The sequence below is a fragment of the Paenibacillus rhizoplanae genome (assembly GCF_042684125.1).
In the GTDB taxonomy this organism is placed as follows: domain Bacteria; phylum Bacillota; class Bacilli; order Paenibacillales; family Paenibacillaceae; genus Paenibacillus_AQ; species Paenibacillus_AQ rhizoplanae.
This window is the reverse complement of sequence record NZ_JBHUKY010000033.1, coordinates 269298-294733: the sequence shown is the minus strand read 5'-3', so window position 1 is coordinate 294733 and position 25436 is coordinate 269298. Positions and strand designations below refer to the sequence as shown.

Below are 25436 nucleotides of genomic sequence, written 5' to 3'. Positions count from 1 at the left end.
ATATGTTTCACACTATACATTATCCTTCTATTTCTCGCCGAAACGGTACCGTCCTTTAAAAGGACGGCACAGCTGTTTCCACTTGGTGTATTTGCAAACAATGGCAAACGTACGTTCTGGAGCGTGTGTTGGAGGTATGCTATACTATTGAGACGAGAAGTTTCATAGATTCTGGTGTCGCATAGGGTGCCAGGGTTCAACGGAAGGAGTCTGCTGAAATGACGGTTAACTTCATTATCGGCCGCTCGGGCAGCGGCAAGACGACTACAATATGGGAGCGGGTATCCTCCAGGCTGAAGGCAGAGCCGCTGGGGCCCCCGATCATTATACTTGTTCCTGAGCAGGGATCGTTCGGAGCAGAACGGGGACTACTGGCGGCGGGCGGCGTGAAGGGAAGTCTGCGCGCCCAGACGCTCAGCTTCTCGCGTCTTGCTTACCGAGTGAAGCAGGAGACCGGCGGCAGCGCGAGTCTGCCTATCAGTGAAGAAGGCAAGAAAATGCTGATCTACAAGATTATCAGCAAGCGCAAGGAGGAGCTGAAGCTGTTCGGCGCTTCCTCGGACCGGCCGGGATTTGTGGAGCGGCTCAGCAGTCTGCACACGGAGCTTAAGCGCTGCTGTCTTGGAGCCGGAGACCTGGAGGAGCAGATCGGCAGAATGCGGGATGCCACGCTGGGCAGCCCTATTCTGGCCGGGAAGCTGGATGATCTGCATCTCGTCTTCAGCGAGCTGGACCAGGAGATGTCACAGCTCTATATAGATGAAGAGGACAGGCTGGCCGAACTGGCTGAGCATATCGCGGACTCTGCCTATATCCGCGGCGCCGAGATCTGGGTGGATGGGTTCCACGGCTTCAGCAACCAGGAATTCATCGTCTTGCGTGAGCTGATGCAGTACGCGGACAAAATGACCATTGCGCTCACACTGGACCGGATCTATCCGCCGGGCCTTGCCCCGCATGAGCTGGAGCTGTTCCATCCGGCGGCGGTTACTTACATTAAGCTGCGGGGATTAGCAGAGGAGATGGGGCTTAGCGTGTGGGATGAGCTGCTGGCTCCGCCCGTCCTGCCAAGGTTCAAGGACGCTCCCGTACTAGCGCATCTGGAGCGCGGATTACAGCGCCGGCATTCCTGGGCAGGGCCGGCTGAACAGGTGAAGGAAGCCATCAGCATCCGGGCTGCGGCTTCACGCCGCACCGAGGTGGAGGGCGTGCTGCGCGAGATGCAGGCCCTGGCCAGAGAATCGGGAGCCAAATATGGGGAAATGGCGGTATTCATGCGCAATATGGCCGATTATGAGCCGCTGATTGCCCCGTTATTTCAGGACTTCGGCGTTCCGTTCTTCCTGGACCAGAAGCTCAGTGAGCTGCATCATCCGCTGGTGGAATTCATCCGCTCCGCCCTGGATGTCGTCCGCCGCCGCTGGCGTTATGAAGATGTGTTCCGCTGCGTGAAGACCGAGCTGCTGCTGCCGCTGGACAGAAGCATTACCCGCGCCCATATGGATGAGCTGGAGAATTACGTGCTGGCCTGCGGCATTCACGGCTCCCGCTGGACGAATGGGCGCTCCTGGAAGGGCATTCCGCGCCTCTCGCTGGAGGGCAGTGAAGCTGTAGATGAAGCAATGCTGGCAAGAATGGAGGCCTGCCGGAAGGCGGTTGCGGAACCGCTGCAGGCATTTGAGCAGAGAATCAAAGCCAGCCGCAGTGGCCTGGAACTGTGCAAGGCGGTATATCTGCTGCTGGAGGATACGGAAGCGGCACGCAAACTTGAAGGGATGGGAGCGGAGTCTCTGAAGCAGGGACGTCCGGAAGCCGCCCGGGAGCATAGCCAGCTCTGGGGCGCTGTTCTGGGTCTGCTGGACCAGATTGCCGAGATGATGGGCAAGGAACGGATAGAATTCAGCCTGTTCGCCGGGGTGCTGGAGACCGGGCTGGCGGAGCTTAAGATGGGGCTCGTCCCGCCCGCACTTGACCAGGTGCTGGTAGGTACGATGGACCGTACCCGGGTGTCGGGGGTGAAGTACGCCTTCCTGCTCGGTTTCAACGAAGGAGTGGTTCCGGCGCAGTTCAAGGAAGACGGCATTCTTTCCGAAGGGGAACGCCTCCTGCTGGAGAAGTCCGGTATGGAGCTTGCGCCGGGCTCCTCCCGGAAGCTGCTGGATGAACGCTTCCTGATCTATAATGCGCTTACGACGGCCAGCAGGAAGCTGTGGATCAGCTATGCTATAGCTGACGATGAGGGGAAGGCGCTGCTGCCTTCGGAGGTCATCCGCCAGCTGCAGGGAATGTTCCCGCATATGTTGGATGAACAATTCGTCTCCGGCTTCCCGCAGAGCGGCAATGATGACGATGCTGTCCATATGGACTTCATCGGCCATCCTGAGCAGACGCTCCGCATGCTGTTGCTTCAGCTCCGCCAGTGGCGTCAAGGGGCAGAGATACCCGGCATGTGGTGGGAGGTCTATAACTGGTTTGCGGCGGAGCAGGGCGCAGACAAGTCTGCGGATGAACAGGCAGCGGAATACCGCCATGCGGATCTGTCCATGAAGCTGAAGCTGGAGCGGCTGCTCGGCTCGCTGTTCTACCGCAATGAAGGCATCCGGCTGAAGAAGGAGACCAGTCTGCGGCTGTATGGCGGCTCCACGCTGCGCGGCAGCGTGTCCCGGATGGAGCGGTTTGTCGCCTGCTCCTTCTCCCATTTCGCTTCCTATGGTCTGAGGCTGAAGGAGCGCCAGCTCTACAAGCTCCAGGCCCCGGATATCGGGCAGCTCTTCCATGCGGCCCTCAGTGAAATGGCAAAGCGGCTGCAGGAGCAAGGCCGCAGCTGGGGCAGTATGACTGCGGATGAATGCCGCACGGAGGCGGGGAAGACCGTGGACAAGCTGTCTCCGCTGTTACAGGGAGAGATTCTGATGAGCAGCAAGCGCTACGGCTATATCTCGCGCAAGCTGAAGAATATTGTCGGCCGCGCTTCGGTCATCCTCGGGGAGCATTCGCGGCGCGGGAGCTTCGAGCCGGTCGGGCTGGAGCTGGATTTTGGCCCGGGCATGGAGCTGCCTCCGCTGAGAATTACACTGCCCAACGGCTGTGTTATGGAGGTGGTCGGCCGGATTGACCGGGTGGATATGGCTGAAGGGGAGCAGGGGATTCTGCTGCGGGTTATCGACTACAAATCAAGCCAGAAGGATCTCAAGCTGCATGAGGTCTACTATGGATTGTCGCTGCAGATGTTAACTTACCTTGATGTGCTGCTGACCTATTCCGAGCAATGGCTCGGCCAGGAAGCACTGCCTGCCGGGGCGCTCTATTTCCACGTTCATGATCCGCTCCTGACCTCAGCCAACGGAATGAACCGGGAGCAGGCGGAGCAGGAGCTGATGAAGCGCTTCAAGATGAAGGGCCTGCTGACCGCCGACCGCGAGGTGGTCTCGCTGATGGATACCACACTCGACAAAGGGTATTCTTCTATTGTTCCGGTAGCGCTGAAGAGTGACGGCAGCTTCTACAGCAGCGCATCCGTAGCTACCCCAGAGCAATGGGGGCAGCTGCGGTCCTCGGTACGCAGCACGATCTCGGAGATCGGGACCAGCATTACGGAGGGGGATGTGGCTATACAGCCTTACCGCATTCAGCAGGAAACAGCCTGTACCTTCTGCTCCTTCCGTCCCGTCTGCCAGTTCGATGAAGCGGTGGAGGGCAATAGTTATAACATTCTAAGTAAGCCCGGCAAAGAAGTGATCTGGGATCTGCTGTCCCGCAAAGGAGGAGAGAAGCTGTGAGCACAAGACCTGTACCTGAAACGAAGCCGGAAGGCAGTCTGTGGAGTGATGACCAGTGGCGCGCCATTGCCGAGAGCGGCAGCGATATTCTCGTGGCGGCGGCAGCCGGTTCCGGCAAAACGGCGGTTCTCGTCGAGCGGATTATCCGCAAAATCAGCAATGAGGAAGCGGGCTTCAGCGTGGACCGGCTGCTGGTGGCAACATTCACCAAGGCTGCCGCCTCCGAGATGCGCCAGCGTATCCGGGAAGCGCTGGAGCGTAAGCTGGAGGAGGACAGTGAAGGCGGGAACGAATATCTGCGCCGCCAGCTTGCCCTCTTGGGCAGAGCCTCCATTACCACGCTGCATTCCTTTTGCCTTGAAGTAATCCGCCGGTATTATCAGATGATTCCGATCGATCCTGGCTTCCGTATCCTGAATGAGCATGAGGCTGAGATGATGCGCCAGGAGCTGCTGGAAGAGCTGCTCGAGGAGAAATACGGCGAGGTTGCCGAGGATGGGGAAGATACCTTGTTCGTGCAGCTCGCAGACTGGTTCAGCGGTGAACGGAGTGATGATGCGGTGCATTCGCTGATCCAGCGGCTGCATGATTTTGCGCGCAGTCATCCCTGGCCTGCGCAGTGGCTGAGGGATACCGCAGCCGACTTTGCGCTGCCGGATGCTGAGGCTCTGAGCCATACGCCTTGGGTGCAGAGCATTCTTGCCGAAGCCCAGCTGACGCTGAAGGGGGCGATCAGCCAGCTGGAGCAGGGGCGTGACATTGCGCTTCAGCCCGGCGGTCCGGCGCCTTACGCGGAGAATCTTACTGCTGATCTGGAGATGGCGCAGAGCCTGCTGGACGCGGTGGACTCTCAGCCCTGGGCCGGATTGTATGATATCTTCATGGAGATTTCCTTCGGGAAGCTGAAGCCCTGCAAGAAGGATGCTACTGACCCGTTGCTTCAGGAGAGCGTGAAGGCAATCCGGGATCAGGTGAAGAAGAGCCTATTGGAGCTGCAAAAGTCCCTGTTCGGCCGTCCCGCAGAATCCTTCCTGGGTGAACTTCATACGGCGGCTCCGCTGATGCAGGAGCTGGCGGAGACCGTAATCGCGTTCGGCGAGCGCTACCGGCTGGAGAAGGCGGGCCGGGGGCTGGTGGACTTCAGTGATCTGGAGCATTACTGCCTGCAGATTCTGCGCCATCCGGACTCGCAGCCGGGGCATTCACTGCCATCGGATGCGGCGATGGAGTACCGCAGCCAGTTCGATGAAGTGCTGCTGGATGAATATCAGGATACTAACAGTGTGCAGGAGGAGATTGTCCGGCTGATCTCCCGGGAATCCCCCGGGAACCGCTTCATGGTCGGGGATATGAAGCAGAGTATATACCGCTTCCGCCTGGCGGAGCCGGGACTTTTTCTGGATAAATACCGCAGGTTCAGTAATGAGCCGGGACAGGAGGAACGGGAAGATGGCCTGGTCATTGATCTGGCCCGCAATTTCCGCAGCAGGCTGGAAGTGGTGAATGCGGTGAATATGGTCTTCCGGCAGATCATGGACAGCAATGTCGCGGAAATTAGTTATGACGAGCGGGCAGAGCTGGTGTACGGAGCGAACTTTCCGGGAGCCGCAGAGAAAGGCCCGGATACTTATTTTGCGCCGGAGCTGCTGCTGATCGACAAGGGAGCCTCTGCCCCGGGTCCGGCGGAAGAAGCGGCAGAGAGCGATGAGCTGCCTCTTCTGGAGCTGGAGGCTGCCGAGAGTGAGACTGCGCAGCTGGAAGCACGGGCCATTGCCCGGCGCATCTCACAGATGACGGGAATGACCGGCGGTGAGCCGCTGCTGATCTATGATAAAGGACTGCGGATCATGCGTCCTGTAGTATACGGCGACATTGTTATTCTGCTGCGTTCGGCCCGGGTATGGACGCCGCTGATGATTGAGGAGCTGCGGGGAGAAGGTATTCCGGCGTACGGGGACCAGAACAAGGGGTATTTTCAGGCTACAGAGGTGGAGATTGCCCTCTCTCTGCTGCAGATTGTCGATAATCCCCGCCAGGACATCCCGCTGGCCGGAGTGCTGCGCTCACCGGTGGTGAACCTCCGGGAGGAGGAGCTGGCGAAGGTGCGGTTGTGCAGCAGAGGGACGTTCTATGATGCGCTGGTTGCTGCCTCTGAAGCAGGGGAAGCACTTCGGAACAATCCGCCGGACCTGTTCCGGGAGGCCGCGCTGCTGGCGGGGCAGGATGCCGGTACCGGTGACACAGCCGGAGAGACAGCCGCCGCGTCAGAGCTTACGCCATCGTCCGGAGATGAGAGTGTACAGGAATATATGGCTGTTGGAACCGATGCTTCGGCGGCGCTGCAGGATATTCCGCTTACGCTACAACGTAAGCTTAAGTCCTTCCTGGATAGGCTGGAGAACTGGAGAAATGCGGCCCGGCAAGGAAGCTTAAGCGAGCTGATCTGGAGGATCTACCGTGAGAGCGGGTATCTGGAATGGGTCGGGGGGCTTCCCGGAGGCTTTCAGCGCCAGAACAATCTGAAGGCGCTGTATGACCGGGCTGTTCAATTCGAGAACGAGACCTCGGCCAGAGGGTTGTTCCGCTTCCTGGTGTTCATTTCACGGCTGAGAGAGAACGGCGGCGACCTGGGGGTTGCCGGAGGAGCCAGCGAGGAGGCCGGGGGCGTCAGAATTATGACGATCCACAAGTCCAAGGGTCTGGAGTTCCCTGTTGTCTTCCTGGCAGGCATGGCCAAAATGTTCAACCGGCAGGACCTCCACTCTCCGTTCCTGATGCATAAGGAGCTTGGCTTCGGGCCGCGCTTTGTGGAGCGGGAGACCCGGGTCAGCTACCCGACGCTGCCCTATCTGGCGATTAACCGCCGTTCGCGGCTGGAGCTGCTCGCCGAGGAGATGCGCGTGCTCTATGTCGGACTCACCCGTCCGCGCGACAAAATGATTCTGGTCGGCACGGTCAGGGATCTGCCGCGCACGGTGTCCGGCTGGGCAACGATGCAGGGCCGTGAGGAGCTGCTATTGGCAGATCACCTGCTGGCCCGGGGCCGCAGCTATCTGGATTGGGTGGGACCGGCGCTGATCCGCCATCCTGCCGCTGCTATTCTGCGTAAGCTGGCAGGCAGTGAGGGACCAGTGTCCACGGTTCTGCATGGGGATGAGTCGAACTGGAGCATTACGGTGACTGGTGCAGCTGAGCTTAGCCCGGGCGCATTTCTTGCCGGGGACGGCGATCAGGACAAGAATGAACAACGCCGGATGATTCTGGAGGCGCTCCGCAGGGGCAGGGCGGTGTCAACACCTGAGACCCCGGCGGCAGCGCAAATTGTGGAGAGACTAGGCTGGACTTACCGGTATGCGGTAGCGTCAAACATCCCTGCTAAGACCTCGGTCACTGAACTCAAGGGGTTATTGTCGATGCAGGAGCAGCCGTCTTACGACCAGCTGGAGGAGCGGAAGCTCCCGGGCGGACCGGACGAACGGAACGAACGCGGATATAGGGACAGCTTGCATCTCCAGCGGCCGAAATTCATGGAAAAGCGGGGACTTACTCCTGCCGAGCGCGGAACGGCTTACCATACGGTGATGCAGCATATTCTCCTGGATGAGCCGGTAGACCGGTCTGTGCTGGAAGCTACGCTTGCGCGTCTTGTAGGGCTTGCTATCCTTAGCAGGGAGCAGAAGGACGCGGTGGTGCTGGAGGAAGTCGAGCAGTTCTGCCGGAGTGAGCTGGGCCACAGACTCCTCCACTCTGCCTGGAAGACCAGAGAGCAGCCCTTCAGTTACACGATGCCAGCCGGTGAAGCCTACCGGGGGCTTGACTATCTGGATGAAGCGGCTGCCGGACTTGCGAATGAGCAGGGCGGCGGTGATTTTGCGGAGACGGTCCTAATTCAAGGGGTGATCGACTGCCTGTTCCGGGAAGAGGGGCGGCTGATTCTGCTTGATTACAAAACAGATCATATCCCTCCGCACGGAGACGGGCTTACACAGCTGTCGGACAAATACCGTTTCCAGCTGGAGCTGTACAGCAAGGCGCTGCTGGATATTCTGGGGGAGCCGGTCAGCGAGATATGGCTGTACTTTTTCGACGGCGGACATGCGGTGAGGTTGTGAGCGGCGGGGAAGGGTTGCGGTAGCTGCGGCGGATGTAAGGTGCTGAGCGGGCCTTTAGACTAATAAATGGCTGTGGTCTGTTCATTGGAATGATGCGAAATGTTGTACTTATTACAGCTTGGGTGTAGACATTGCTGCGTGTTGGATCGGATTGCTGTATGAAATACAAGAATAGCTCCGTACATCGGCGTTAAGCAGGGGGAATGCTGCTTTTATTGCAACAATTCCAGTATAAGACAGGTGCTTATCGCAGGAAGGTTGTATTTCGTGCAGCATTACTGGCCAAGATCAATGAAATCAATCAGGGAACAACAGCGGTCGGAAGTCCAAAGATTCAACGCAGTGACGGCCGAGCTTTGAGTTCAAATCTTAAGTGCTTTTTATATATGATTGCCGCAGACAGGCGGGGAAAAGAGGGCGGAAATGCGCATATTGCATACGGGAGACTGGCATCTGGGGCGGACGCTGGAGGGACGAAGCCGGCAGAAGGAGCAGGAGCAGTTCGTGGATGAGCTGGTGGAGATTGCCGATTCCTCCGGGGCGGATCTGATTCTGATGGCGGGGGATGTCTATGATTCGGTGAATCCTCCGGCTGCGGCTGAGCAGCTGTTCTATGATGCGGCGGCCAGACTGACAGCGAACGGCCGTCCGCTGGTGGTCATTTCGGGCAATCACGACCAGCCGGAGCGCGTAGCTTCCGTGTCCCCGCTTGTCCGCAGGCAGGGGATTACGCTCGTCGGACTGCCGACTTCGGAGCCGGTCACAGTGCATGCGACCAGAACCGGCGAGGTTGCCAAAATCGCTGCGCTCCCTTACCCCTCCGAAGCCCGGCTGGGCGAGCTGCTCGCCGGGGACAGCGGAGAGGCTGAGCTGCGGCTGGCTTACAGCGCCCGGGTCGGGCGGCTGATGAATCTCCTTGGACGCGAGTTCACCCCGCAGACTGTCAATCTGGCGATGAGCCATATTTATGTGCTGGGCGGCGTGGAGAGTGACTCTGAACGGCCGATTCAGGTCGGCGGCGCTTATACCGTTGATCCTTCGGCACTCTCTTGCGGAGCGCAGTATACGGCACTCGGACATCTTCACCGCGCCCAGCGGGTCAAGGGCGAGGGGATGATCCGCTATAGCGGCTCCCCGCTGGCATACAGCTTCTCTGAGGCAGGCCAGGCCAAGTCGGTGGCCATGATTGATGTCGCACCCGGCGGGGAGCCGGTGTTCGAGGAGATCTATCTCTCCTGCGGGCGGCCGCTGGTGAACTGGAAGTCCACGGGCGGATTGCAGGAGGTCTACGGCTGGCTGGATGAGGGCAGGGACGCCGGGGCGTTCATTGATCTGGAGCTGCGCCTCACCGAGGCTATGTCCATGAATGATATCCAGCGGCTGCGCAAGTCTCGGGAAGGCATCGTACATATCCGTCCAATCTATCCGCAGATGGAGCAGGAGCTGGAAGAGCTGTCACGCTCCCGCATGCCGGTACAGGAGCTGTTCCGCAGGTTCTATCAGCGCCAGACCGGCGGTGCGGAGCCGGATGACAGCCTGATTGCGTTGTTCCTGGAGCTGGCGGAAGAAGAGCGGCATGAAGCTGCGGAAGGGGAGGAGAATTGATTTGAAGCCGATACTATTGAAATTATCCGGGCTGCAGAGTTACCGGGCGCAGCAGGAGATTGATTTTGCCAGCTTGACCGAGACAGGGCTGTTCGGGATCTTCGGTCCGACGGGCAGCGGCAAATCCAGTCTGCTGGATGCCATTACACTGGCGATGTACGGCAAAGTGGAGCGCGCCGTGAACGGAACCCAGGGGATTATGAACCATTCCGAGGACCAGCTCAGCGTGGCCTTCACCTTCGAGCTGACCTCCTCTTCCGGGGCACGGCGCTATCGTGTGGAACGGAAGTTCAAACGCACCGGGGAGCAGTCGGTCAGCAATACGATCAGCCGGTTCATCGAGGTCAAGGCGGATGGGGATTTTGTGATGGCCGACAAGCTGGCGGAGGTTACGCGCTGTGTCGAGGAGCACATCGGGCTGAAGATGGATGACTTCACCCGGGCCGTTGTGCTGCCGCAAGGCAAATTCGCCGAGTTCCTGTCGCTGCGGGGCGTGGACCGCAGGCAGATGCTCCAGCGTCTGTTCCATCTGGAACAGTACGGCGACGGGCTGGCACTGAAGCTGAGCCGCCGCGTCAAGGAGAACGAGGCAGCGCTGCGCGCTCTGGAAGCCGAGCAGCAGGGGCTGGGCAGCGCGGGCAAGGCAGATGTGGAAGCGGCCGCCATCCGTGTGCAGGAGGCGATCCGTCATGCGGCGGATTGCCGGGGGCGGCTCACGGAGGCTGCGGAGCGCGCAGAGCGCTTCGTCCGCATCCGCGAGCTGCAGGAGGAACGGGCCCGCCGCGAGTCGCAGCGGCAGGCTCTTCTGGCCCAGGAGGAGCAGATCCTCCTCCTGGAGCAGAAGCTCGGCAAGGCGGACGAGGCCGAGCGGAGATTGCCCGCGCTGAAGGCTTGGCGCAGCGCGGAGGAGGCCTGGAAGACCCGGGCGGCACGCGCCGGGGGCCTTGAGGCCTTGGCCGCCGCTGCCGTGCAGGAGGCGGCGGCTGGGGCGGAAGCGGAAGCAGCGGCCCAGGCCGCGCTGTCCGCAGGCGAGCCGGCCCTTCGCGAGGAGGAGGGCCGGTACCGGCGCGCGCTCGAGCTTGAGGCCGAGCTCGGCGCGCTGCACAGCGAGCGGGCGGCGCTGCAGGCGCGCCGCGAGGAAGCCGCCCGGGGCTTGGCCGCCGGGCGGGAGAGCCTGGCCCGGGAGCGTGAGCTTTTGGCCCGCGGCCAAAAGAAACAGCACGAGCTGCAGCAGAGCCTGCAGCCGCTGGCGGTCCGCTCCCAGGAGCGGCAGTCTCTGCAGGAAGCCATGCAGAGACTGCAGGCACTGCGTTCTGCCGAGGCCCAGCGGGAATCGGCAGAACGTGAACGCCAGGGCCGCGCGGCGGTGCTCGTAGCGGCGGAAGCGCGGCTGGCCGCCGCCGGGTCCCGGCGGCAGGCGCTGGATGCCGGGCGCGGGGAACTGCTGGCCGCCGCCGCCCTGCACCAGGAAGAGCTGCGGACGGCCGAAGGGGCAGCGGGGGACGCTGCCGGCCGCCTGGAGGAGCACATCAGCGCGCTGGAGGCTGCGCTGAAGGAGCAGGAGGTTCACCGGCTCTCGCAGGCGCTCGCCGGTGAACTCCAGGAAGGGGTTCCCTGCCCGGTATGCGGCAGTGAGCACCACCCCTCCCCTGCGCTTCAGCAGCAGCAGGGGGACCCTGAGAAGCTGGACAACCGGCTCCGCCATGTCCGCGTTCAGGCCCGGCAGGCGCTGGAGGCGCGCCATCTGCTGCGCAGCCTGCTGGAGCAGGACAGCTCGTGGCTCGCTGGGCTAGCGGGAGCCGCGTCCGAAGAGGCGCTGCACCAGTCCGCCGCTGGCGCAGCCGGGGTAGAGCCGGCTGCGGACAAGACGGCAAGCATTTCTTCCCACGCCGCAGAAGCACCCAAGCTCTCAAGTAGTCCCGGCTCCAATGCCGAATCTGTTACTCTCAGCAATTCCGAGTCCCACGCCGCTGCAGATTCTTTAAACACTTCGGAGTCTCTTGAGGCTTCCAATCTCTTAAGCGGTTCCGGCTCCTATGCAGCACCTGACTCTCTGAATAGTTCGGTTTCACACGCCGCACTCCACTCCCAGGCACCCGCGCAGCTCCCGGACGAACAAGCCCTATCTGCGCTGAATGGCCAGTTGTCTGCCTTGAATGAGCAGCTGTCTGCGCTGCGGGGACGCTCCGCAGAGCTGCGCCGTGCGGCCTCGGACTGGCAGCGTTCTCTACAGGAGCTTGAGCAGACTTATCACAAGGAAGCGGCAGGTGCCGAAGCGGAGAAGACCTGGCTGCAGGGGCTGTCTGCCAAGGCAGAGGAGCTGGCCGCTTCAGCCAGCAAGCTAAGAGAGGAATGGAGCCGTCTCTTTCCGGAGCTTGTCCCGGAGGAAGCGGAAAGAACGTATCAGGAGATGCTTGGCAAGGATGAACGCGCCGAGGAGATTCGCAGCCGGCTGGAGATCAGCGTCAAGTTCCTGGACGAGAAAAGCCTCGCCGTGCAGACGCTGAACGAGCAGCTGGCCGGATTGGACAAGGAGCTGGCGCAGTGGGATGCGCAGCTAGAAGGCAAGGAGGCGCTCGCCCGCGATAAAGAGCAGCGCTTACGTGAAGGGACCGGCGGCCAGCCTGCCGGAGCGCTGCTGGCCGGATGTGAACGCAGATTGCTGGAGCTGCAGACTGCGCTGGAACGCAGCCGGCAGGAACACCGCCGGGCAGCGGACAAGGCGCAGCAGCAGACCCGTGAAGCTGCGGTTGCCCGCCAGGCGGCAGAATCGGCGCAGGAGCATTATACCGCTGCCGCCGCCCAGTGGGAGGAGAGTCTGCAGTCTTCGCCGTTCGCTTCGGCCGCCGAGGTGGAGGCTTCATCGCTGGAGACCGGAGAACGGGCACAGGCCGCCGAACGTGTGAAGTCCTACCGCGAAGAGGAGGCGGAGTGCTTGCTGCAGCTGCGGAGCATTGAAGTGAAGCTGGCTGGAGCGGTGCTCAGCAGTGAAGAATGGCAGGAGAGCCAGGAAACGCTGCTAAGGTGTAAAGAGGATGATGAAGCCTCGCTTCAGGCCCGTGCTCGGGCAGAGCGGGATCTGGAGGATCTGGAGCAGCGCCATATCCGCTGGGTAGAGCTGGAGGACAAGCGGGCCGGACATGCGGCGATGCAGGAGCGTCTATCCAAGCTGCAGACCGTACTGCGCGGAAATGCTTTTGTGGAGTACATTGCAGAGGAGCAGCTGATGCAGGTATGCCAGGCTGCGTCGCAGCGGCTACGGTTCCTGAGCAAGCAGCGTTATGCGCTGGAGGTGGATTCAGGCGGGGGCTTCGTCATCCGGGATGACGGGAACGGCGGCGTAAGACGTCCGGTATCCACGTTATCCGGGGGAGAGACCTTCCTGACCTCCCTGTCGCTGGCGCTTGCCCTGTCAGCCCAGATTCAGCTGCGCGGACAATATCCGCTGCAATTCTTTTTCCTGGATGAGGGCTTTGGCACCCTGGACCCGGATTTGCTCGACACCGTCATTACTTCACTGGAGAGACTGAATAATGACCAGCTGTCCGTGGGCATCATCAGCCATGTTCCCGAACTTCGGGCCCGCCTGCCGCGCAAGCTGATTGTAGTTCCAGCAGAGCAGGGCGGCGGGGGTTCAACCATTCTTTTGGAAAAAATGTGAAAGACGGGGTTGGTTGTGATAACAATCACAGATACACCTCCAACCCCCTGTTATAATACAGCTAAGCCGACATTATTTGAAACACCTCGGCGGACGTATGACAGGGAATTACTCCTTCTCATACGTCCGCCGCCGAAGCAGCTTATATGAGCTGTGAAGGGTGTTTCTTTTTTTTTGTCTTTTTTTGGTTTCAAACACAATTGTACGCGAAAAACCGAACACAATCACAATGTCTGCCCGGCCTGTTATAATACAGCCTGCCCTCCCAGTTTCCCTCACAATCCCAGCATAAGCCGCCCCCCAAGCAACTGTTTTTGCCGGAATAATAGCCTTCTGCCTTTCGTAATTGCTCAACATCCTGTATGATTAGAGTCATACATTGAAATTTGTCGCGAAGCCGATCAGAGACATTCAGGCGTGTGCGTCCCGCAGAGCTCGAGCTGAACAGAACGATACTTGATCCTCTTGTGGGTGATCTCCTATGAGTACCGGGTGGCCGGTACACGAATGGGATTGTGTTCGTGTCTGTTATCTCAGCCCGTGCTGCGGAAAGTGCCGGATGCAAGCTTCTGCATTACAAATTTTCTGGGAGGAAGCGTGGTATGGAAACTGTATTCAGCAAAATTATCGAAGGTGCAATCCCATCCAAAAAGGTGTTCGAGAATGAGCGGATTCTGGCGTTCCACGATATTGAGCCTGCCGCCCCTGTGCATGTGCTGATTATCCCGAAGAAATACATCGCTTCCATGAACGAGGTTACGCCTGAGGACCTGCCGCTGATCGGCGAGATTCACGCTGTAGCGCAGCAGCTTGCAACAGAGCTGGGAATTGCTGATTCCGGCTACCGGCTGATTAACAATTGCGGCCCGGACAGCGGGATGGCAGTGCCGCATCTGCATTACCATCTGCTGGGCGGAGCTAAGCTTGGTGCCCTGACCGGGAACTCCAATTCTCATGCCTAAGTAAGCAATGCAACTATATACAGCCTGGCTGAAAAAAGAATAACGCGAAGGTTGACACCTTATTTAGGTTTGACCTATAATGTGAGGTGATGAACCGTGTTGTTATGCTCTTGGACGGTCTGGTCGGAGGGAGGGAAAACTGGTGTCTGAAACGAAAGTTCGCAAAAACGAGACAATTGATGCTGCACTTCGTCGCTTTAAACGTTCCATTGCTAAGGATGGTGTCTTGGCTGAGGTGAAGAAACGCAAGCATTATGAGAAGCCAAGCGTAAAGCGCAAGAAGAAGTCTGAGGCTGCTCGTAAGAGAAAGTTTTAGGAGGATTACCCACGCATGAATCTTAGCGAACGATTGAACGAAGATATGAAGCAAGCGATGAAGAGTAGGGACAAGTTCAGACTCTCCACCATTCGAATGGTTCGTTCTACAATAAAGTATCTTGAAATAGATTTGAAGAGAACATTAGACGACAACGAAGTGCTTGATATCCTTAGTCGTGAGATCAAACAGCGCAAAGATGCCCTCCAAGAATTTGAAGCAGCGGGTCGCGATGAGCTTGCCGCGAGTACTAAGGCAGAAATCGAGATTATCATTAAATATCTTCCCGAGCAGCTTACCGAAGAAGAAATTAAAGTAATTGTACAACAGACCATCCAGGAAACCGGTGCTTCTTCGAAAAGTGAAATGGGTAAGGTGATGAGTGCACTGATGCCTAAGGTCAAAGGTCGCGCCGATGGTAAACTCGTGAACCAGGCGGTTCAGCAATTTCTGCAATAATATAACGCTAGCACCCCTTTCATTAGGGGTGTTTTCTTTTTTTATAATCTTCTCCTTGTGAAAAACTTACATAACTCCTTTCTAATTGCTTTAGTCTGAGTATTTTGAGAAAATCTTAACAAAATATGTAGAATAATGTGATTTCTTATCATTAATGTAATGTTATAAATAAGGGTTTTTTTGTTTGCCCTTAACAATAATTCGGAAACGACTTAGAGAGTTCAACAAAAAATATTGTGCTCTGACATCAGTGTTCCGATATGTGGGGAGTTGGTTGGATATATGAAACAATAGAGGTATTGTGACGAAGGTGAACAAAAAAATATTATTTTTAGGAGGAGTTCATATGAAATTTACCAAAAAGATGATTGTTCGCATTGCTGCTACTGCCTCTTGTTTGTCCCTGCTATCAGCACCAGTCTTTGCAGATGATTCTGCCGTTAAAAATGCAACAGGTTATGGGACGCTAACAGGTGTTTTATCGGCAGCTTATTATGGTTCATATTTCCACACTCTTGTAAGCCACAATAATGATAACGCTTACTTGACAATAAGAGGGACAGTTCAAAACCAGAGCGGCATTACTATAAGCACGAAGGCTCAAGTTAATAGCACAAGAGGGGCGACGACGTTCTTTGACAATTTAGCCCCGATGCCTTCAAATGCCTATGCAGTCTATGGAACGCATGGAGTACAGGGCGGAAACACATATGGAGCATCTGCTGTGTATACTTACACCAACATCACAAACTGAGTAATAAAACACAAAAAAATATGTTTATGGCAGCAGGTAGAGATTGACTCTCTATCTGCTGCTCATCGCTAAAATGGAAAACAAGCAAACTGAATGACGAAATCCTCTTGATTTCGTATCACAAGAAGGGAATGAAAAGTATGAAAAAAATCTGGAGGTATATATACATTACATCAATCTTCGGAATGTTATTATTGGCAACAGCTTGTTCTTCGGACAAGCCAGACCCTATCCATATAAATCCTTCTGATATTGTAGTGAGTAATTCGGGAGACAACTTGCCTCAGAATCCATTTGAGATGGATGAAAAAAATGTGGTTTTAGGAAGTATAAATCATTATGCTGTTAATTTGCAGGCTGATGAAGCTGGGAGAGTATTACCTATCCAGTATAATGGAGGAGAATTGAAAATCGATTATAGCGTTAATGCATCAGGAAAGGCTAGAAATGTGGGCTTCCTTTTATTTATTGACGGACTACCACAGCCTTACAAATTGGATTCTTCAGGGACTGCTTATGAGTATATGCACATTTTTGAACTAGAGGAAAATAAGGCTACTCCATTTACTTTTACGTTCACTCCCATCACTGGGAAAAAGGGAGAACTCCTGCCAATTAAGTTCGTTAGTGTCTACAATCCATCCTTTATACCGGATATGAAGGTAACCGCTTCATATGGGGGTTACCAGACGATTCTGGAAGCCGGAGGTGAAGTGTTTTTCAATAAAGATACGGAACAGTGGGCTGTCCCTCTCAGCTCAAAGCAGGCTGGATTATTGAATGTCAGACAATCCACAGAGCGTGTGACTCAGGAATTGTTAGTGAGTCATGGCAGGTCTGAAAAGATAGCTATTGAAACGTTAGATTCCAAGGTGTTCAGCGAATTGTATGTGGACGGGTTAATACGACATGATAACTTAAAGGTGGAGAACAGTGGCCTTCTTCAAATAACCTTTAAACTGTTTGGTCATCCTGGGGTTTCCTACAGAAATACAATTTACCTTAATCATAAGCCTTTGGAGAGCCAAGATGGGGTCTCCTTTCCAATGGCACTAACTAAGGGGAATCTTGAGGTGCTGAGTGCTGAAATCAATCTGGATCAGCTGGGGGACTTTAGTACTTTTTATGTGGTATCAGTTCCTTTAAACGCTGAGGATTTTTATGATGACGTAATTATTCTGGAAAAGACACCATCCCTGCTGCTTTACAAAGGAGCAGGCATATGAAAGTGAATATCAACCAGATTTCCAAACAATATAAAGGGAGATATGTACTAAAGGATTTTTCAGCACAATTGGAGAATGGAATTTACGGGTTGTTGGGGAATAATGGTGCGGGAAAATCTACACTTATTCAAATTTTAGTCGGTATTCAGAAAAGCGATAAGGGCAAAATCTTAATTGATGGTATAGATGCGAGATGCTTGGGTGTACATTTTTTAAATCATATTGGGTATTTACCTCAATTTCCTGGATTCTACAAAAATTTCACAGTAATTGATTTTCTTAATTATATGTGTGTCCTAAAGGGGATTCCTAAAAATAAAGGTGCAATGCGATCCAGAGAGCTGTTAAGGGTCGTGAATTTGAGCTCGGCCGAGGATAAGAAAATCGGTACACTCTCTGGGGGGATGCTCCAACGGGTCGGCATTGCTCAAGCAATGCTTAATGATCCCGCTATTTTGATTCTTGACGAACCAACTGCAGGTCTAGATCCGCAGGAACGTATCCGCTTTCGTAACCTGATTACCAAGTTTTCTGAGAACAGAATCGTTTTGCTTGCCACACATATCGTCTCAGATATCGAATTTATTGCTAACCAGGTCATCTTGCTAAAGAACGGGAGGTTGCTTAAGCAGGACACACCTCAAGCATTGATTGATGGGTTGGCAGGGAAGGTCTGGACAGTATCAGCAACGGATCACATTTTAGACAGGCAACTTCATCAACTCAGAATAAGTAATATGCTGCGGATGGGAGAAAAGATTCAACTTCGTGTCATTGATGACGCGAAGCCTGATGAGAGTGCAGTAAATGTGCAGGGCAATCTTGAAGATGTATTCCTATATTATTTTGGAGAAAGTGCCCAATGGTAAAGTTGATTTCTTATGAATGGCAAAAGCACTTTCGTAAAGGGACCATCATCATAGCGATATTGCTTTTCTCAATTATGAATATTGGGAAAATATACAGTATCTATGAAAGGGAAGCTCTGCTTTCCAATCCGGGTTGGAAGGAACTTTATGCTGAGCAATATCATACGTTTGGCGGGAGAATCACAAATGCGAAAATAAAACAGCTCATGACGATATTTCAACCAATGGAAAATCAGACTGCAGAACATACACTGAGTTTCACTTACCGTCCTGAAGGTACTTGGTTAAGCAATGTGTATGAGGACTGGAATTTTTTTCGCTACTGCTTTGTTTATCCAATGAAATACAACTACGATTATAAAGCTTACGCTTCTAATGTGGTAATTAAAGCAAAGGAGAATTCAACTTTTTTTAAATCTTTCGGCAATTTATACGAGTCTAGAAAAAATGAAGCGATTGCAAGAATATTTCATGGGAGAGATATTACCAGTTTTTCAGACAAAGAAATGTATAGATGTTATGTTCAATATGAATTTTCATCGCTTCTGGTTCTACTGCTGTGTATGTATGGGCTTATTGGTGTTTTTTTATCAGAGAAGGAAACAGAGATGGACTCGTTGCTAATGACGACTAAGACAGGAGGCTTCAAAATCCTTTACGCCAAGCTGTGGGCATCAGGATTATTTATATGTTTGGTTTCAATGTGGTTTTGGTTCCTTGATTACACGACATTTTATTTAATATATGGATCAAAGGGTGGTTCTTCGTCTCCGCTGTATGCTTTAGAGGATTTTGTCCATACGCCGCTAAACATAAGTCTTGGCCAATATGCACTTTTATACTCATTTTTAAAAACAATGGGAGTGATTGTAGCAGGCTTGTCGTTTTTATTCATTTCTAACTTATTCCGAAATGCTCTGATTCCCTTTCTCTCAGGACTTGCATTGATAAATGTCTGCACCTATATGCAAGAGGCTTTTGCAGGCCCAGGACATATGCTATTGAAACTTCTCAACCCATTGGTACTGGTGGTCAACCGAGATCTTTTTCGAAAAGCAGAATTTATTGCCTTGCTGGGCTATCCAATACCTAGCTATATCGCTGCTGGTGTATTGACAGTGTCTTGGGGGCTTGTATTTCTATACGGCATCAAATTAAGTGTAAAAAAGAATGCAATGCTGAAGGGGAGCCGGAAACGTGTCAACTTCGTTATATGAATTAAAGAAAATATTTCTTTTGCAGAAAGGTTTACATTTTATTCTGCTGTTACTTTTCTTGAAAGCACTCCTACTGTTTTTGATGGATAAACCAGTGAACGCTGATATCGAGATGAATTACCCGCACTATTTTTCGTATCTTAAGGAGGTTCAAGGATCGTATTCAGAAATTGCCGAACAATTCATTTTGGAAGAGTCCGAAAGGATAGCTAATGCGAAAACATTGCAGCAGAAGATGACTGAAGATTATTACGACGGTGTCATTGAAGAAGCGGAATTTCTTGCAGGAACCTTACCTCTTGAACGGGTGCTGCAAAACGAAAGGGGATACGAACTGATTTATGACCAATATACATACATACGTGAACATCCGGCAGACAGGTATTTTCTATATAGAAATGGCTGGGATGGCTTACTATCCAATGATACCTTGGATTTGCTCTGGGTATTGTTGGTGGTGCTGCTGGTAGCGCCTGTGTATTGTTATGAGTACGAAAACAAGATGGATATGCTGCTTCTGACAGTGCGAAAAGGGACCTTCCAACAGAGTGTATGCAAGATTTGTATGGCGTTATTGTCGGTTGCGTTGCTGAGTCTGTTGATGTCATATATGGAGTTTGTTTTTTTTCAATTGAAATATGGACTGGAACACGGGAATTATCCACTGCAGAGCTTGTCCTATTTTGCTGAATCCAAAAAAAAATGCACATTGTTTGAAGCTTTTCTGTGGGTGACATCAGGCAAGGTGTTTGGCAGTTTATATTTGGCTTTGTTAATCCTGTTTGTCTCCGTGTGTATGAAACGTTACGCGTTTACTCTTTTTACCTGCACAGGAATCCTTCTAATCCCCTATTATGGACTTCCATTAGAATCTAGCAAATATAACATACCAACTCCACTTGGCTTTCTAGTGTCAACTGGTTATCTTCGTGGGGATGAGTACAGACGTGACCCGTTTAATGATCAACTCACTGCAGTGTTCCGGGAAGTGTCTCTAACAACATTGGGTATCGTTCTAGGGATTAGCTTACTTCTCATCTTTATTATGTTGTTAATGATTGTAATCCTGCGCAGTAATGCATGGAGCATTAAGACAGGGCGATTTCGAGGGAGATTGTTCAGTATTCCATTGTTAATATGGTTATCAGTCACTTTATTATCCGGTTGTACTTCTTCCGACTATTCGGAGCAGAGTACTACATATAACTTTTCTACCAGGAGTTCATGTGAGAATAATAATTACCGATTTTACTTGGACGAAACTGATTTGAATAACATTCTCACTGTATTTGAGGACAAACGTACAGGCAAGAAGAATGAGTTTATGCGCAACGCTACATCAGCTTTGACCAGAGTGCAGAATTCATTATTTTGCACAGGCAGCTATGTGTATTACATGAAATATGATTCGGAAAAAAAAAGGAGGTTTGAAGAGCAGAAATGGTTTTCTATTGTCCAAGTGGACATGGATAACTTTAATGAAAAAGTTATTTTCGAAAAAAACCTAAATTCGGAAGAACGGTTCTTTATAGATGCAAAGAAGATGGGGAATTATGAATCAGCTTTCTTTTTCTCTATACAGGCGTTTTTCTTGGATGATAAAAATATTTATTTTATTGGACCTGAAGAAATTAGAAGCATCAATCGATCAACCGGAACCATGAAGGTTGTTTTGCGCATTTCGCCTATCAGCAGCTTAGCATTTGACGGCCGTACCGTCTATTATGTCAACAATTCATATGTCATCAAATATGATGCCGTAACACAAACTAAAACAACAATTCCGGACATAGTAACAAGGGACTTTTTACTGGAAGATAATAAATTGATTTTTGTGAATCGTAAAGATGGTTACAGGCTCTACATGTACGACCTCAAAGAATATATTATCCGAAAACTTATCGATGAACCTGTAATGAGTTTCAGATTTAAGGAACAAACAATCTATTATATAAATAAGATGAACTTGAAGGAATATGGATTTAAGTTATAAGCGAAGATAATCGATTTCCATCAGTTGCATTAAGATAAATCACAAAAAAATTACTAAAATGTAATTGAAAAATATAATTATAAAAGCTATAATTAATTAGTATTATTTATAAATATTGATAAATATTAGTGTTTTTGGAATCGCTTCAAAAAGTCCGGAAAGTGGATAAGGGGGAGAGGGTATTGTGGAAAAGAAAGCAACGAGATGTGTTCTATGAGCAGCTCTGCGAACAGAACATCAAGAGTATCTACAAATATTGCACCCGATTAACTAAAGGACATTCACAACTCACCGATATCGCCGAAGAGTGTGCCCAAAAAACTTTTCTTGAGGCCGGCAAGCAGCTTATCAAGCTCCAAAGTCATCCCAATGTAAAAGGTTGGCTGTATGTTACAGCAAAAAATCTCGTGCTTAATAGTTATCGGGGGATGTATCTCAAGCGAAAATATGAAATTGTGTTTGATGATAAATTAAAACTTGTAAGTGATAACGATGAACTGGCTGCCTGTTTGGAAGAAGTATATGACATCAAAGAGTTAAGTCAGCAGGTATTAAGTACTCTTAACAAGAAGGAATACGCGCTTTATCATGATTATTTTAGAAATCGTTTATCCATAGCGGATTTGTCTGAGAAGTATTGTATTTCCAATAGTGCAGTGACTACAAGAATTTATAGAATCAAGAGCAAGCTTAAAGACAAGATTAAAGAATGCTGTGAGATAATTTGATAACAATCCGTATATATTTTGTCAGAAAAATATATATAAATCATGAATTCATGTGATCTTATATCTTTTATGTAATATACATATAGAACCTAAAAATTTAATCATAATGGTAAAGGAGGAAAAAGGTTGAATAAAAAAAGTGTGATTCCATTTATTGCGGGATTTGTTGTTTTGATGGGGGTTTCTGGATCTGCTCTGGCTACAACAAGTTTAAATGACAGTTCTGTTTCCGGAGGGTGGAGTGAAAAGGAGGGCAACTTTTCAACAAGTAGCTCCAGAGTGTCGCCAGCTGCAGAAGTGGTTAGGGTGCATAATGGCTGGAAGGAGTCCAACAAGTGGGGATTCGAACGGGCTGCATGCACTACTTGGTGGAAAGACACTTATCATTATTCCCGGGCAAGAATGGAAGGGCCTTTTTCAACGGATTTGACTGACAGCGGCAGACAATGGGGATATGTGGATACTTCAGCTGTATCTCCTTACGCAGATGCTATTTGGGCGGCAAAAACCTATTATGGAAAAGACTGACAAGCAATAATAAAGTATAATAATTTGAGAACAGAGAGATTGCTCTTTTATTTTTTGCAATCTCTCTATTTAGTAAAGAAGGTAATAAGATATGGAGAAATACCGGTTGTGCAATATAAATACTCTATTAATTGCTGCTTTATTTATTTTATTAAGCTTGATTGTTGTCGTCTTCAATTACTATCAAGTCCAACATAATGAATTGAATCAATTATCAAGAGGCTTGTATACTAAAAATAGTATATTTTTCACCATAAAAGAAAAGGCTGCTGAAATTAACTGGAGTGAGATTGAGACCTCAGATGATTATACAATATTTTCCGAACTTGGATCCGTTGAAAAAAATGGAAGTTGGCAAGAGGTTCGCGCAATTTATTTTAATAAAAGTACTTATGATCCACCACTTGCAGAGGGTAGGTTCTTTAATGATGCAGATTTTTATAATAATGACAATCTGGCGGTAATTGGTAAGAATATTGATGGAACCGATCTATTGGAAAAAGCGGATGAGCTTTATTATACTTTTGCAGGGAGAAGTTACAAGGTCATTGGGATCATGGGCGCTTCCTATTCATCAAAGCTAGATAATACGGTATTGGTGAATCTTGACTCTTTGCAATCGGATTCTTTCATGGACTCAACCGTATATGTGATGAATATAGCTCATAGTCCAATCACCTCTGATCTGAAGCTCCCCCTTCTTCAGAATGATTTGCCTATTCATGTGTTCGACAGGGGAGATAGCGGCACTGTAAGGGCAATGGATATTGGAACGCAGCAATTAATGGTTACTTTTATCTTCATTATTTTGTTATTTAGTACCAGTGTTATTTCTGCTTTTTTTTGGATGAATAGGAAAAAAAGTGAGATTTTAGTTCTTTGGCAATGTGGAATTTCACTTAAAACTATCGGAAGACGAATTCTGAGCACCTATATGGCTATAGCACTTGTTTGTTACATCTTTGTTGGGACAGGTAGTGTGTTGTTCTTCAAACTTTCTCTGACCTTCAATCGGTATTCATTATTCATATTCATACAAGGGTTAGAGATAGGATTGTTAGCTGTTTTGATATCATCTGCATTAGTGGTGTGGATATTTTACGTCCAAGTGGCCAAGCGGATAACGCTGAAAGGAAAAACATATCGATGAGAATAATCTTAAGTGAAGTTAAGGAGAGTCTATTTCGAAAAAAAGCAGTAACAGCTCTTCTCCTTATACAACTTCTCATATTTTATTGTGTAGTTTCACTCCTTTTTGTACAGTCTTCGACACTTCATGAACAATCATCAGAGGTCAGCTCCCTGTCAGAGATGAATGACTATCAGCTCTCGGATACTCTTCTTGAAGATGAGGCTATGAAGGACTATACCAACCGGCCTGAGTTTCTAGTGAATGCTATCACACTGTATCGGAACTTAAATGAACATTTTGAGGATCAATATATTTATTTATTTAATCAGTCCATAGCCATATTGCCGGAGGAAGTTGAGTGGGAACCGAAGTTTATGTATGCATATGAAGAGGGTAGGTCAAGCAAACCGTTCTCAATGTTTGGCAATGGTCCTTTTTATGCCTCCAAAGCGGTTCAAATGAACTCACATGCTTTTAAGAAATACAATATAGAAGTGGACATTGGGCAGCCATTCGAGCAGGAAGACTTCAACAATACCGATAACCATACCATTCCAGTCCTACTCGGTGCCGATTATAAGTCAAAATACAAAATTGGCGGCTTATTGAAGGCAAATTATCTGATGAAGGATTTTGAATTAGTTGTCAAAGGATTTCTTCCCTCAAACACAATGGTATTTAATTCTCAATTCCCGGAAATGTTTTTGGACCGATATATTGTGATGCCGGCCCAAACATTTCCAGCTCCCACTACTCCAGATGATTTTTCGTTTCAAAAGAAACATTATATGCAAATTGTCAATGGCCATATTTTTACTATGGATGATGAATATACAATAGTAAATAAGCTTGAAGAAGTGAAGCAGTTATCTGATTTTCATGAAACGGAAGTATTGGGAACACATAAGCTTCCGTTGAAATTTTTGCTTGCCACATATCAGATAAGCACAAAATGGTTATCAATAGTAGCCAGTGTCCTTTATGTGATATGCGCTGTTAGTATCACATTACTGATACTGGAGAAAATGCGTCAACAACTAAAAAATATGATGATTCACTTGATCTGCGGAGCCACAATAAATCAATTGATCTTTTTTTATTTAACTGAACTTATCATTGTTGTTGTGTTACCGGGTTTTATAGTGATGTTGGCCTATAAGCTCTTAATAGACAATTCAATGCTTTTATTAATACTAGTAATCACGGGTTCAATGCTGACTCTCACGCTTATATCAGCCCTTCCGATTATTTGGTGGTTTAAACATATTGATTTCAATAAATATATAAAACGGATGGAGTGAAGAATGTGCTTAAAGTTTCTCATCTGCAGAAATCCTTCCTAAGCGGTTCCCATAGAAATGATGTGCTTAAAGATGTGAACTTGGAAATCCATGATGGCGAGATGGTCGCTATTATGGGGAGAAGCGGGTCTGGCAAAAGCACACTTCTGAATATATTGGCCGGGCTGGAGCAAGCAGATTGTGGAAATTACTATTTTGGCAGTACCGATGTACTGGCATTGAATGTTGTCCACGCTGCAAATTTTAGAAAACATAATATCGGTTACATCATTCAAAATTCAGTTCTTATCCATGGTAAAAATGTCTTTAATAATATAGCTTTACCGTTAAAGTATAGCAAACACTCTAAATCTCAAATTAAGCAAAAGGTTTCATTTGTGCTTGCTGCTCTTCATATTAGCAATATAGGGTATAGTCCGGTGGAAGTATTGTCGGGAGGTGAGACACAACGGGTTGCCATAGCAAGAGCTATTGTCCAGGAACCCAAAGTAATCATTGCTGATGAGCCAACTGGGTCTGTGGATGAAGAAACCGAAGATGACATTCTAAAACTGTTTAGAATGTTAAACGAACAAGGAAAAACAATCATTATCGTAACACATAATCAGAAAGTTGCTGACATCTGTGATAGGACTTTCTATATGAAAAACGGAAGCTGTAATCTAATCACTTAATTCTTATGGAATACAGGCCAAATTAGACAATTTGTGCAATACTAAAAGACAAGACGTAAGCCGTAGCTTATGTGTTGTCTTTTTGGTTTATCTGTTAAGATAGCGGATATTGAGGAGTAG

17 protein-coding genes are annotated in these 25436 nt (G+C 50.3%); all 17 read left to right on the top strand.

Going from position 1 to position 25436, the window contains the following annotated elements; translation table 11 throughout:
* The first annotated feature begins 218 nt into the window (after nucleotides 1–218).
* The 17 genes from addB (at nucleotide 219) to ACFSX3_RS20105 (ending at nucleotide 25316) form a co-directional block, all read left to right on the top strand.
* Nucleotides 219–3779, top strand: a complete 3561-nt coding sequence (addB, locus tag ACFSX3_RS20185) for a helicase-exonuclease AddAB subunit AddB (RefSeq protein ID WP_209987803.1) — start codon at nucleotides 219–221, stop codon at nucleotides 3777–3779.
* Complete coding sequence (locus tag ACFSX3_RS20180) at nucleotides 3776–7891, top strand: UvrD-helicase domain-containing protein (RefSeq protein ID WP_209987806.1); 4116 nt, start codon at nucleotides 3776–3778, stop codon at nucleotides 7889–7891. Before addB ends, ACFSX3_RS20180 begins: the two co-directional genes overlap by 4 nt.
* 423 nt (nucleotides 7892–8314) lie before the next feature.
* Nucleotides 8315–9496 (top strand): exonuclease SbcCD subunit D, encoded by a 1182-nt coding sequence (locus tag ACFSX3_RS20175; RefSeq protein WP_209987810.1) that lies wholly within the window; start codon nucleotides 8315–8317, stop codon nucleotides 9494–9496.
* Between the two features lies 1 nt (nucleotide 9497).
* Entirely contained in the window at nucleotides 9498–13157 is a 3660-nt protein-coding gene (locus ACFSX3_RS20170; protein ID WP_209987812.1) for an AAA family ATPase, read from the top strand.
* A gap of 602 nt (nucleotides 13158–13759) precedes the next feature.
* The gene (locus ACFSX3_RS20165; protein ID WP_209987815.1) at nucleotides 13760–14119 is read left to right on the top strand and encodes a histidine triad nucleotide-binding protein; all 360 of its coding nucleotides are present in this window, start codon (nucleotides 13760–13762) and stop codon (nucleotides 14117–14119) included.
* Between the two features lie 142 nt (nucleotides 14120–14261).
* The gene (gene rpsU, locus ACFSX3_RS20160; RefSeq protein ID WP_005547957.1) at nucleotides 14262–14435 is read left to right on the top strand and encodes a 30S ribosomal protein S21; all 174 of its coding nucleotides are present in this window, start codon (nucleotides 14262–14264) and stop codon (nucleotides 14433–14435) included.
* Between the two features lie 15 nt (nucleotides 14436–14450).
* Complete coding sequence (locus ACFSX3_RS20155; protein WP_209987818.1) at nucleotides 14451–14894, top strand: GatB/YqeY domain-containing protein; 444 nt, start codon at nucleotides 14451–14453, stop codon at nucleotides 14892–14894.
* Between the two features lie 346 nt (nucleotides 14895–15240).
* Entirely contained in the window at nucleotides 15241–15648 is a 408-nt protein-coding gene (locus ACFSX3_RS20150) for a hypothetical protein (protein WP_209987820.1), read from the top strand.
* Nucleotides 15649–15788: 140 nt separating this feature from the next.
* Complete coding sequence (locus ACFSX3_RS20145) at nucleotides 15789–16874, top strand: beta-glucanase/beta-glucan synthetase (RefSeq protein WP_209987823.1); 1086 nt, start codon at nucleotides 15789–15791, stop codon at nucleotides 16872–16874.
* On the top strand, nucleotides 16871–17743 hold the full coding sequence (locus ACFSX3_RS20140; protein WP_209987826.1) for an ABC transporter ATP-binding protein: 873 nt from the start codon (nucleotides 16871–16873) through the stop codon (nucleotides 17741–17743). Before ACFSX3_RS20145 ends, ACFSX3_RS20140 begins: the two co-directional genes overlap by 4 nt.
* Nucleotides 17737–18960, top strand: a complete 1224-nt coding sequence (locus tag ACFSX3_RS20135; protein ID WP_209987829.1) for an ABC transporter permease — start codon at nucleotides 17737–17739, stop codon at nucleotides 18958–18960. The genes ACFSX3_RS20140 and ACFSX3_RS20135 overlap by 7 nt, the downstream gene beginning before the upstream one ends.
* The gene (locus tag ACFSX3_RS20130; protein WP_209987832.1) at nucleotides 18941–20953 is read left to right on the top strand and encodes a DUF5050 domain-containing protein; all 2013 of its coding nucleotides are present in this window, start codon (nucleotides 18941–18943) and stop codon (nucleotides 20951–20953) included. The genes ACFSX3_RS20135 and ACFSX3_RS20130 overlap by 20 nt, the downstream gene beginning before the upstream one ends.
* A 182-nt stretch (nucleotides 20954–21135) precedes the next feature.
* Nucleotides 21136–21681: an RNA polymerase sigma factor gene (locus ACFSX3_RS20125; protein ID WP_209987835.1), complete on the top strand. Its 546-nt coding sequence runs from the start codon at nucleotides 21136–21138 to the stop codon at nucleotides 21679–21681.
* 126 nt (nucleotides 21682–21807) lie between these two features.
* Complete coding sequence (locus ACFSX3_RS20120; RefSeq protein WP_339219598.1) at nucleotides 21808–22209, top strand: hypothetical protein; 402 nt, start codon at nucleotides 21808–21810, stop codon at nucleotides 22207–22209.
* A gap of 91 nt (nucleotides 22210–22300) precedes the next feature.
* Nucleotides 22301–23359: an ABC transporter permease gene (locus tag ACFSX3_RS20115; RefSeq protein WP_209987838.1), complete on the top strand. Its 1059-nt coding sequence runs from the start codon at nucleotides 22301–22303 to the stop codon at nucleotides 23357–23359.
* Nucleotides 23356–24642 (top strand): ABC transporter permease, encoded by a 1287-nt coding sequence (locus tag ACFSX3_RS20110; RefSeq protein ID WP_209987841.1) that lies wholly within the window; start codon nucleotides 23356–23358, stop codon nucleotides 24640–24642. Before ACFSX3_RS20115 ends, ACFSX3_RS20110 begins: the two co-directional genes overlap by 4 nt.
* Before the next feature lie 5 nt (nucleotides 24643–24647).
* Nucleotides 24648–25316, top strand: a complete 669-nt coding sequence (locus ACFSX3_RS20105) for an ABC transporter ATP-binding protein (protein WP_209987843.1) — start codon at nucleotides 24648–24650, stop codon at nucleotides 25314–25316.
* Nucleotides 25317–25436: the final 120 nt, after the last annotated feature.